General features: G+C 74.1%; 9 protein-coding genes and 1 pseudogene. 2 read left to right on the forward strand and 8 right to left on the reverse strand.

Annotated features, from left to right (window positions below):
- Positions 1-30 precede the first annotated feature (30 nt).
- Entirely contained in the window at positions 31-813 is a 783-nt protein-coding gene (locus FVA95_RS33045; protein ID WP_240051580.1) for a hypothetical protein, read from the reverse strand.
- Between the two features lie 278 nt (positions 814-1091).
- On the opposite strand from FVA95_RS33045, the gene FVA95_RS18510 reads away from it, so the two are divergent.
- Entirely contained in the window at positions 1092-2435 is a 1344-nt protein-coding gene (locus FVA95_RS18510; RefSeq protein ID WP_240051581.1) for an MFS transporter, read from the forward strand.
- A gap of 44 nt (positions 2436-2479) precedes the next feature.
- Here the strand turns inward: FVA95_RS18510 and FVA95_RS33720 are convergent, their stop codons facing one another.
- Entirely contained in the window at positions 2480-2806 is a 327-nt protein-coding gene (locus FVA95_RS33720; protein ID WP_149665311.1) for a hypothetical protein, read from the reverse strand.
- Between the two features lie 423 nt (positions 2807-3229).
- Here FVA95_RS33720 and FVA95_RS18520 point away from each other — a divergent pair.
- Positions 3230-4675, forward strand: a pseudogene (locus FVA95_RS18520) (amino acid permease).
- Here FVA95_RS18520 and FVA95_RS18525 read toward each other — a convergent pair.
- The 6 genes from FVA95_RS18525 to FVA95_RS18550 all read right to left on the reverse strand — a co-directional run.
- Positions 4672-6726, reverse strand: a complete 2055-nt coding sequence (locus FVA95_RS18525; protein ID WP_149665312.1) for an NAD(+) synthase — start codon at positions 6724-6726, stop codon at positions 4672-4674. The pseudogene FVA95_RS18520 and the gene FVA95_RS18525 sit on opposite strands and share 4 nt — an antisense overlap.
- Before the next feature lie 24 nt (positions 6727-6750).
- Positions 6751-7023, reverse strand: coding sequence for a hypothetical protein (locus FVA95_RS18530; protein WP_149665313.1), 273 nt, complete (start codon positions 7021-7023; stop codon positions 6751-6753).
- Between the two features lie 13 nt (positions 7024-7036).
- On the reverse strand, positions 7037-8224 hold the full coding sequence (locus FVA95_RS18535; RefSeq protein ID WP_149665314.1) for an esterase family protein: 1188 nt from the start codon (positions 8222-8224) through the stop codon (positions 7037-7039).
- 25 nt (positions 8225-8249) lie between these two features.
- Entirely contained in the window at positions 8250-10061 is a 1812-nt protein-coding gene (locus tag FVA95_RS18540) for a GNAT family N-acetyltransferase (protein WP_149665315.1), read from the reverse strand.
- Complete coding sequence (locus FVA95_RS18545) at positions 10048-10980, reverse strand: hypothetical protein (protein ID WP_149665316.1); 933 nt, start codon at positions 10978-10980, stop codon at positions 10048-10050. The genes FVA95_RS18540 and FVA95_RS18545 overlap by 14 nt, the downstream gene beginning before the upstream one ends.
- Before the next feature lie 70 nt (positions 10981-11050).
- Positions 11051-11220 (reverse strand): integrase core domain-containing protein (locus tag FVA95_RS18550; protein ID WP_149662779.1); only part of this gene is annotated, 170 nt, incomplete at its 5' end.

Here is an 11220-nt window from a genome sequence, read left to right on the forward strand (position 1 = left end):
CCGTGCTCCGCGCGGACCGGGTGGCGCGGGTCAGGCGCAGCGGCCGAGGTCCGGCTCGCCGGACCCGGCGCGCTCGTCGAACGAGATGTGCACGTGGTCGTAGTGGTTCGCGGTGTCGTCGCCGCGGTCCTCCATCGTCGACCACCCGGAGCCGTCGTTCATGCGCTGCTCCCAGATGACGTACTTCACGCCGAGCTCGTCGGCGTTGGCCAGCGCACAGTCGGCGATGCGGTCGCCCTTCTGCCCGCGCACCATGATGTCCAGCGCGTGCCCGGTGGGATGGTCGGAGGCGTTCGCCCGCTGCGCGACGCCGATCAGGTCGGTCTCGCCGTAGGCGCAGCCGAGGAACTCCGCGGCGTCGGAGACCCACCCCTTCACCCGGCCCAGGTCGCCGAGGTCGAGCCCGCACGACGGGTCGTTCAGCCCGCGCGCGGCGAGCTCCGCAGCGGCCCTGGCCCGTTCGGCGGCCTCCTGGGCCAGACCCAGGGCCTTGCGCGCGGCGGCGAGGCTCGCGTCGGCGGCCGGGTCGAGCAGGCCCGCGTCGCGGACGATCTCGGCGCCGAGGACCGGGGTGTCCCGCGCGGCGGCCGCGGCCTCGGCGAACGGCGCGCCGGGGTCGGCGCCGTCGGACACCTCCTGCGCGGCCAGGCGCAGGTCGGCCCGGGTCGGCCCGAGGTCGAGCCCGGTCACGGGCGTGACGACGGCGAGCGTGCCGCTCGCGACGGCGGCCGCGGTGGCGACGTGACGCAGGCCGGGCCGTGGCCCGGCCTGCGTCCGATGTCGGTGTCGGGGCACTTCCTGGTGCGGCGGCACGGTCTCTCCTCCGGCACGCGGACCGGCCGGGCTGCGGGGGGAGCGTCGGGATCGGGGGATCCCGGCCCGTCGGGGGATACCGGACCGCGTGTTCAGTGACCGGACGGTAGCGAATGTCCCGCGATGTCCGATCTTCACGGTCCGTTCGTGGCGGCGACCGCACCCGGCCGTGCGGCGAGTGGCACGCACCGGATGCACCGGACGTCTTTACCCGACCGGACGTTCGGTGCAAAAGTAGCGCGTCCGGGACACCGCCGTCCCGGGTCAGGGGAGGACGCATGACCGAGCAGCAGGCCGCGCCCGGCACGGGCCCGACGAGTGCCGCCGACACGACCGGCTCCGCGCCCGCGCAGGTGCGCCGGGTCGCCGCGACGAGCGCGATCGGCACGACGATCGAGTGGTACGACTTCTTCATCTACGCCACGGCCGCGGCCCTGGTGTTCAACAGCCAGTTCTTCAGCACGATGTCCGCGGCCTCGGGCACCCTGGCCGCGTTCGCGACCCTCGGCGTCGGCCTGGTGGCACGTCCGCTCGGCGGCATCGTGTGGGGGCACTTCGGTGACCGTCTCGGCCGCAAGAGGATGCTGGTCCTCTCGCTGCTGCTGATGGGCGTGGCCACCGTCGGGGTCGGCCTGCTGCCCACCTACGGCCAGATCGGCGTCGCGGCGCCGGTGCTGCTCGTCGTGCTGCGCCTGCTGCAGGGTCTCTCGGCGGGCGGTGAGTGGGGCGGGGCCGCGCTCATGGCGGTCGAGCACGCCCCGCCCGGCCGGCGCGGGCGCTACGGCTCGTTCCCGCAGATCGGGGTGCCCGCCGGGCTGATCCTGGCCCAGCTGGTGTTCCTCGTCGTGTCCAACCTGACCACCGCCGAGCAGTTCGCCGCGTGGGGCTGGCGGATCCCGTTCCTGCTGTCGATCCTGCTGGTCGTCGTCGGGCTCGTGATCCGGATGCGGGTCGAGGAGAGCCCGGTGTTCGCGCTGCTGCGGACCCAGCGCGGCCGCAGCCGGGCCCCGATCCTGGAGGTGTTCCGGCAGCGTCCGCGCGAGCTGGTGCTGGCCTCGGTCAGCTTCGTCGCCAACAACGCGATCGGCTACATCTTCCTGGCCTACCTGCTCTCCTACGGCACCCAGGTGCTGGAGGTCCCGCGGAACACCATGATCGTCGTCGTGATCATCGGCTCGCTGAGCTGGCTGGTCAGCATCGTCGCCGGCGCAGTCTGGTCGGACCGGGTCGGCCGCAAGCTTGCCTACCTGGCGGGCTCGGTGCTGCTCGTGGTGTGGCCGGTGCCGTTCTTCCTGCTGCTCGACACCACCGGGTTCGCCGCGATGGTCGTCGCGGTCGTCGTCCTCACGGTGGGGCTGGGGCTGTCCTACGGCCCGCAGTCCGCGTTGTTCGCGGAGATGTTCGAGGCCCGCTTCCGCTACAGCGGCGCGTCCTTCTCCTACGCCGTCGGTGCGGTGCTGGGCGGCGGGTTCGCACCGCTGATCGCCGCCGCGCTGCAGCAGGGCTACGGGACGTCGATGGCGGTCGCGGCCTACATGGTCGTCGTCGCGGTAATCTCGCTGGTCGCGGTGCTGTTCATCCGCGAGACGCACCGCCCGGACGCGCCCGCCCGGCTCTCCTGACGACGACGGCGCCCCGGACGCGGTGTCCGGGGCGCCGGAGGGGCCTAGATCGAACGGTGCCGGCCGTTGCCGAGCGGGGCCGGGGCGCCGGCCGAGGACGAGAGGTCCCTGGCCCGGCGACGCCCGGCCACGGTGCCCTCGACCGCCCGCTCGTCGACGGCGCCGGGTCCGGGGCCGGTGCTGGTTCCGGTGCCGGGGGAGGACATCGAGCGGGCCTGCTCGGCCAGCTCGCGGGTCACGCAGGGCCAGGTGGCACTGACCCCCGTCGCGTCCCGGCACTCACGGCAGAAGCCCTGCGTGTCGGGGGTGTGTTCCGCCAGGGTCCGCTCCAGCAGATCCGGCATCTCGGACAGGATGTTCGCGAGTGCCACGACTCACCTCCAGGTCGAATGCGAGCGACAGTAGTGGTCGGGTTCACCCGTCCCCGGCGGGCCGGGGCCCCGCCCACCGCGGACCGGCGATCCACTCAGGACCGTCCGTATCCGCTGTTCGCACCGGGTGCCGGCGGACGGGGCGGACCGGCTCGGTCGCCCGGTCGCCGGGTCTGACGCCGTCCCGTCGGCACAGTGGAGCCCTGTCCGCTCGGTGAACCGTGCCACCGATCGGTATTCGGTGCCGACGGCACGACGACACGCACCACCGCTGCGCCGGACGCGCACTCGGAGCACTCGTCGTCACGGCGTCCAGACCAGTGGACCGCCCCCGTCCGTACCCGTCACGTTGGGACGTCCGCATTGCGCACCGATACGGTCGGGCGCCTCCGAACGGTTCGGGAGCGCAAGGGGGACAGCACGATGCACGACGACGCGACGGCCGGGTCGCCGCTCCGCCGGGACCTCGCCCACCGCCACATCCAGCTCATCGCCATCGGCGGCGCGATCGGCACCGGGTTGTTCCTGGGGGCGGGCAAGACGATCTCGCTCGCGGGGCCGTCGGTGATCCTGGTCTACGCGATCATCGGCTTCTTCCTGTTCTTCGTGCTGCGCGCGATGGGCGAGGTGCTGCTGTCGGACCTGCGCTACAAGTCCTTCAGCGACGTCGCCGCTGACCTGCTCGGCCCGTGGGCCGGGTTCTTCACCGGCTGGACCTACTGGTTCTGCTGGGTGGTCACCGGCATCGCCGACGTCGTCGCGATCTCCGGCTACGTCGCCTACTGGTGGGCCGACGTCCCGCTCTGGATTCCCGCGCTGGCCTGCATCCTGGTGCTCTTCGCGCTGAACCTGCCGACGGTGCGCGCCTTCGGCGAGGCCGAGTTCTGGTTCGCCCTGGTCAAGATCGTTGCGATCCTCGCGCTCGTCGTCGTCGGGCTGGCGATGGTCTTCGGCGGGTTCCGCGCCCCGGACGGCACGACCGCGGCGTTCGCCAACCTCTGGAACGACGGCGGCTTCTTCCCGACCGGTGCAACAGGCTTCGTGGCCGGCTTCCAGATCGCCGTGTTCGCCTTCGTCGGGGTCGAGCTCGTCGGCACCACCGCCGCCGAGGCGCGTGACCCGGAGCGCACGCTGCCGCGGGCGATCAACACGATCCCGGTGCGGATCCTGCTGTTCTACGTCGGCGCCCTCGTCGTCATCTGCGCGGTCACCCCGTGGAGCCGGATCGCTGCCGACGAGAGCCCGTTCGTCGCGATGTTCGGCCTCGCCGGGCTCGCCGCGGCGGCAGGCGTCGTCAACTTCGTGGTGCTCACCAGCGCCCTGTCCAGCGCCAACTCCGGCATCTAGTCGACGTCGAGGATGGTCTACGGCCTCGCCGGTGACGGCGCCGCGCCCCCGCGGTTCGCCCGGCTGTCCGCGCGCCGGGTCCCGGTGAACGCGCTCGCGTTCTCGTGCGCGTTCCTGCTGGTGGGGGTGGCGCTGCTGTACTCGGGGCAGTCCGTGGTGGGGGCGTTCACCGTCGTCACGACGATCTCGTCGGTCTGCTTCGTGTTCGTGTGGACGATGATCCTGGTGAGCTACCTGGAGCACCGCAGGCGCCGCCCGCAGCGCCACGCGGCGTCGACCTTCCCGATGCCGGGTGGGGTGCCGATGGTCGTCGCGGTGTTGGCGTTCTTCGTGTTCGTGCTGTGGGCGCTGACCCAGCAGGACGACACCCTGGTCGCCCTGCTGGTGACGCCGATCTGGTTCGCCGTGCTCGCCGTCGCCTACCTGGTGCTGCGCCGCAGCCCGGCGCACGCCCGGGCCAGGGGCGCGCACCGGGAGAAGGTGGCCGCCGAGCTCGCCGAGCGGGACCGGATCGCCGCCTAGCCCTCCGGGACCTCCCGCTCGATCTCGTCCAGCCAGATCGTCGCCGACAGGTCCGAGGGCGCCCGCCAGTCACCGCGGGGCGACAGCGCACCCCCGGCGGACACCTTGGGGCCGTTCGGCAGCGCCGAGCGCTTGAACTGGGCGAACTGGAAGAAGCGCCGGGCGAACACCTGCAGCCACCGGCGGATCTCCGCCGGCGAGTACTCGGGCCGCTCGTCGTCGGGGAAGCCGGGCGGCCAGGCGCCCGCGGTCGCGTCGGACCAGGCGTGCCCGGCCAGGAACGCGATCTTCGACGGCCGGTAGCCGTGGCGCAGCGTGTACCAGAGCGTGAAGTCCTGCAGCGCGTACGGCCCGACGGTGGCCTGGCTGGACTGCACCTCGGTGGTCCCGTCCGACGGCACCAGCTCCGGGGTGATCTCGGTGTCGAGCACCGACTGCAGCACGGTGGAGACCTCGGCCGGGAACTGCTCGGAGGAGATCACCCAGCGGATGAGGTGCTGCATCAGCGTCTTCGGGACGCCGCCGTTGACGTTGTAGTGCGACATCTGGTCGCCGACGCCGTAGGTGGACCAGCCGAGCGCGATCTCCGACAGGTCCCCGGTGCCGAGCACGATCCCGCCGCGCTGGTTCGCCAGCCGGAACAGGTAGTCGGTGCGCAGCCCGGCCTGGACGTTCTCGAACGTGACGTCGTAGACCGGCTCGCCACGACCGAAGGGATGGTCGATCTCCAACAGCATCGTCCGGGCGGTGCCGGTGATGTCGATCGTGTCGAAGGTGACCCCGAGGGCCTGGGACAGCGCGACGGCGTTGCTGCGGGTGTGGTCCGAGGTCGCGAAGCCGGGCATGGTGAAGGCCAGGATGTCGGTGCGCGGGCGCCCGAGCCGGTCCAACGCCCGGGCCGCGACGATCAGCGCGTGCGTGGAGTCGAGCCCGCCGGACACGCCGATCACGACCTTCGGCTGGCCGATCGCACGCAGCCGCTGCTCCAGCCCGGCGACCTGGATCGAGTACGCCTCGAAGCAGTCCTGCTCCAGCCGCGCCGGGTCGGCGGGCACGAACGGGAAGCGCTCCACGGTGCGGCGCAGCCCGATGTCGTGGCCGGGCGGGTCGAGCCGGAACCCGATGGTGCGGAAGGCGTCGGTGCGGGCGGCGTGGGTGCGGCGGTTGTCGTCGAACGTGCCCTGGCGGCGCCGCTCGGCGGCGATCAGGTCGAGGTCGACGTCGGCGACGGCGTGCCGCGCCCCCTGCGGGAAGCGTCCGGACTCCGCGAGGAGCACGCCGTTCTCGTAGATCATGGTCTGGCCGTCCCAGGAGACGTCCGTGGTGGACTCGCCCTCGCCCGCGGCGGCGTAGACGTAGGCGGCCAGGCAGCGCGCCGACGCCGAGCGCGACAGCAGGTGCCGGGTGTCGGCCCGGCCGACGGTGATCGGCGAGCCGGACAGGTTCGCCAGCACCGTCGCCCCGGCCAGTGCCGCCTCCGACGACGGCGGGATCGGCACCCAGTAGTCCTCGCAGATCTCGGCGTGCAGCACCAGGCCGGGCAGGTCCTCGGCGGCGAAGAGCAGGTCCGTGCCGAACGGCACGTCGACACCGGACGCGCCGCCCAGCCGGATGGTCGCACCGCGGACGTCGTCGCCGGCGGCGGTCTGGCGGCGCTCGTAGAACTCGCGGTAGGTCGGCAGGTAGGACTTGGGGGCGACGCCGAGGATCCGGCCCCGGTGGATCACGACGGCGCAGTTGTAGAGGCGGTGGCGGTACCGCAGCGGTGCCCCCACCACGAGGACCGGCAGCAGGTCCGCCGTCGCCGCGACGAGCGAGGCCAGCTCGGTCTCGACGGTGTCCAGCAGGGTGTCCTGCATCAGGACGTCCTCGATGGAGTAGCCCGAGAGCGTCAGCTCGGGGAACACCACCAGCCCGACGCCGTCGTCGGCGCAGGTCCGCGCGGTCTCCAGCACGGCGGCGACGTTCGCGGCCGGGTCGGCCATCGTGGTGTGCAGGGTCGCCGCGGCGGTGCGCAGGAAGCGGTGGCGGTAGACGGAGCGGAAGTCCACCTCGTCATTCTGACCGGTGGGTGGTCAGCTCCGTCGACCCGCCAGCATCCGCGCCGCCCCGCAGGCGATCCCGGTGGCGACGAGCAGCCCCAGCAGCACCGCCCAGCCGACCCCGACCGAGCCGCCGGCCAGCACGACCCCGAGCGACCCCAGCCACGCCAGCGGCACCAGCAACCACAGCGCCAGGCCGTGCAGCACCGCCGGGATCTCCCCGACGCCGGCCGCGATCACGATCCACACCACCCCGGCGAGCAGCCCACCGACCAGCAGCAGGGTGCCGACTCCCTCCCAGACCACGCGTGTCTCCTTCCTAGGGGTCGGGCACCGGCAGCACGCGCTGCGGCACACCGGGCCCGTCGTCGATCGTGACACCCGCCGGCGTCGCGGGCGGGGCGAGCGGCCCCAGCAGGTGCGCACCCAGCCAGTCCACCAGGTCCGGCAGCTGGGCGCGGACGGCGTTCTGGTTGTGTCCGCCGCCCGGGTACACCCGGGTGTCGACGGTCACCGGCGGCGCCGCGGCGGCCCGGATCCGGTCCGCCGCCGCCCGCTCCTCGGGCTCGTCGGAACCCGCGGTGACCAGCATCGCCAGTGGTGCGGGCCGCTCGCCCAGCAGCGCGACGACGTCGTTCGCGGCGGCCAGGTCGGGCCGGCCGGCGAACAGCTCCCCGGTGACGACGTCGTCGGGAGTGCGGTCGTAGCCGCTCTGGCTGACCGCGAGCGCGTAGGTGCGCGGGTGGCGCAGCGCCAGGTTCATCGCGCAGTAGCCACCCGAGGACCAGCCGGCCAGCGCCCAGGCGCCGCGGTCGGTGCGCACCCGCAGGTGTCGGGTCGTCCAGCCGACGAGGTCGGTGGTCAGGTAGGTGTCGTCGGCTGCGCCGTGCTGGGCGTCGACGCACTCCTGGTCGTGGCCGAACCGGGGTTCGCCGTTGATGTCGGGGATCACCAGCACGACCGGCGGGATGCGGTGCGCGGCGATCGCGGCGTCGAGGACCTCGGGGACCCGGAACAGTGCGGCGACCTCGCGGGGCTCGCCGGGGAACCCGGGCAGCCACTCGACGACCGGGAAGCGGGCCTGCGGGTGCTCGGTGTAGCCGGGCGGGAGGTAGACGTCGGCGTCGCGGTCGATGCCGGACGCGTCCCCGTGCAGGGTCATGTGCAGCGTGGAGCCCAGCCCCTGCGCGGACCGGGCGGCGACCAGCGGCATCGCCGCGTCGAGGCCGGCACCGTCCGGGCCGATGTCGGCGACCGACCCCTCGCCCGGGTCGGGAGAGGACCCGATCAGCGAGCCGACGGTGGGGAAGAAGCCGCCGAGCAGGTTCGCCCCGGCCCCGGCGGCCGCGAACACGGCCACGGCCGAGACGATCACGAGCAGCGTCCGCGCGACCCGGCGCAGCCGGTGCCACAACCCTCCGGTGAGGGCGAGCGCCAGTACCGCCGTGACGGCCGGCACCACCGCCGCGGCGACGACGTCGAGGCGCAGCTCGGAGGCGTGGATCACGACACCGTCCCCACGTGGTCCCGGCTCACCGGCGCAGCAGCCGCAGCAGCGCCGGCGGACGGCCGCCGAAGCCCTCGGCCTCGAGCACGACGAACAGCACCCGCGGCAGGTCGCGGACGGCGGGGAACAGCACGTAGCGCGGGTACCAGGTGGGACGGAACTTCGCGTTGAACCGGTAGAGCGAGTCGATCTGCCACCAGCGCGAGGCGATCCGCAGCACCCGGGCCCAGCCGCGGGCGATCGGTCCGGCACCGATCCGCTCGCCGCGCTCCAGGGCGGAGCGGAACATCGCGAAGTTCAGCGACACCCGCTTCACACCGTGGTCCTTCGCGGCCGCCATCAGCTCGGCGATCATCAGCTCGTTGACGCCGTTGTCGGCGTCGGCGGAGCGGATCATGAGGTCCAGCGAGAGCCCGTCGCGGCCCCAGGGGACCAGCTGCAGCATCCCGGTCGGCTCGCCGTCGCGGAACGCGGTGACAATCACCGCGTCCGGGTCGGAGGGGTCCGCGACCCGCGAGGACGCCATCGAGAAGCCGCGCTCGCCCTCCGCGCCGCGCCAGCGGTGCGCGCGCTCGGCGATCCGCGTCCGCTCGGCCTCGTCGACGTCGCGCAGCCGCGTCACCTCGACGGTGTGCCCGCTGCGCTGCATCCGGTTGACGGTCTGGCGGACCCCGCGCATGGGGCGCCCGTCGAGGCTGAACGTCGCCGTCTCCAGCACCGCCTCGTCGCCCAGCTCCAGGGCGTCGAGACCGGCCTTGGCCCAGGCGGTCGCGCCGCGCTCGGAACAGCCCAGCACCGCGGGCGACCAGCCGTACCGGGTGCAGATGTCGAGGAAGGCCTCGATGGCGCCGGGCCACGCGCCGACGTCGCCGACGGGGTCGCCCGAGGCCAGCGCGACCCCGGCCAGCACCCGGTAGGACACCGCGGACTTCCCACCGTGGGCGAACACCGCGGCCTTGTCACGGCGCAGGGCGAAGTAGCCCAGCGAGTCGCCGTCGCGCTGGTCGAGCAGGGCGCGCAGACGCTCCTCGTCCTCGGGGGCGAGCGACGGGCGCGGCTCCGGTGAGCGCAGCAGGTGATACCCGGCGACGACGAGCGCCACCACCCCGAAGGTCAGCCCGATCGCCGAGGTCAGGTCGTCGAGCCACACGGCGCGCTGCTCGAACTCGACCGGGCCGGTCACCCCGATCAGCGACAGCGCCGCGTGCGCGGCCTGCGCGGCGATCGACGGGTCGCCGACGAGCCGGTGCGGGTTGAGCGCGAGCAGCACCCAGACGATGAGGAAGCCGGACAGCCCGAACTGCAGCAGCGACCGGGCCGACCGGCCCAGCCCGCCCGGGTCCTGCCGGGCGACGAAGTAGCGGCGCGTGGCGATCAGCGCCGCCAGCAGCGCGACGACGAGCACCGCGGGCCCGATGCCGCGCCGCTGGTCCAGCACGTGCAGCAGGTTGACCACGACGAGGAACGTCGTCGTCGCGGTCGCCACCCACCACGCGCGCTGCTTGCGCCGGCGCAGTCCGGTGGCCAGCAGCAGCAGGCCGACCCCGGCGAGTGCGGTCACGACCAGCGACGCCAGCCCCAGCCCCGCGGGCAGTCCCAGCGTGCTGCGCAGCTCGCTGCCGAGGATGCGCCGCGGCGCGGGAAGCACCGCCGCGACGACGGTCAGCGCACCGACGATCCGTGCCGCCCACACCACGGCGCGCACGACGGCGGCCTCGGACAGCCGTCGTCTGCGGGCCTCCGGGTCCGGCGTCGGGGCGGCTCCGCGAGTGGAGCGGACGGCCCCGTGCTCGTCCCTGGTGTCGCCGGGCGGACCGGAGCCCTCAGAGCCCGTCACGCGTTCCTCCTGTCGCTTCCGTCCCCGATGGCGATCCACCGGCGGCGTCCGAGCGGGCCACCGGACCCGGCAGCCGGGCGCCGAGCGCGTCCAGCTCCGCGGCGACGACGTCGGCCGCCGGGGTCCCTGGCGCCGCGGTCACCGACCCCGACGCTAGCGCCGGGCCCGGCGGCGGCGCGCCCGGCACCGGATCGTCCTGTGTCGCCGCGGTGCGCACGACGACCAGGTCCAACGGATCGGGCGAACCGGACGCGGGGTCCGGGCAGCCGTCGCCGCCGGGAGGTCCGGCCGCCGTTGCGACCTCGGCACGCTCGGCGAGCGCCCGGCCCAGCGGGCACCCCGGCGCGTCGGGCGGGCCGGCGAGGGCCCACGCGGCCCGGTCGGTCCGCAGCACCGGGGCACCGGCCGCGACCGCGGCGGCACGCAGCCGGGCCGCCGGCACCCGGTCGGTCCACAGCACCACCACGGCCGGCATCCGTCCCGCGGTGACCGCGGCGTCGACGGCGGCGTCGACCGCGGCCGACCCGTCACGGGGCCCGGTCCACACCAGGACGGGGTGGGCGAGGTGGTCGTCGTAGCCGGGCGGGAGGTGCACGGGCACCTCGACGCCGTCGACGGTCAGCACGGTGTCCCGGCCGGGGCCGGTCACCGGCGGGGCGGGCGGCGCGGGCAGGCCGCCGCGGTCCGGTCCGGCGGCCAGCGAGGCGGGCGTCGGGTAGAAGCCGAACCAGGCGTTCGTCGCGACCGCGACGGCGAGCACGACGAGTGCGACCACGGCCGGCAGGGCGACGGCCCGCACCGCGGGTCGCCACCGGCCCCACCGGCGCACGAGCAGGACGAGGGCGAGCACGGCCGCGCCCGCGACGGCGGTGACGGTGACGGCCGACCCGAGCGGGAGCAGTGCGGTCCCGGCGAGCACCTCACCACGATTCCACGGCGGTCCCGGGGGCCCGGCGGCGGGATGATCCGTCCCCGTCGTCGGGAACGTCCTAGGTGTGATGTCCAGGGAGGTTGGTCAGCCTGGTGACTGGTGGCTGGCCGCCGATGGCGGAGTGAGCGCGGTGGTGATTGTAGAAGTGCAGCCAGCCGGGTAGGGCGTCGTTGCGTTGGCGGGTCGACTCATAGAGTCGGGCGTAGGCCCAGCCGTCGGCCAGGGTCC

It is taken from the genome of Pseudonocardia sp. EV170527-09, assembly GCF_008369905.1.
Lineage (GTDB): Bacteria > Actinomycetota > Actinomycetes > Mycobacteriales > Pseudonocardiaceae > Pseudonocardia.

What these genes read in the sequence shown, in the direction of transcription:
- FVA95_RS18510 (WP_240051581.1), top strand. Translation starts at nt 1,092, where the DNA reads ATGACCGAGCAGCAGGCCGCGCCCGGCACGGGCCCGACGAGTGCCGCC.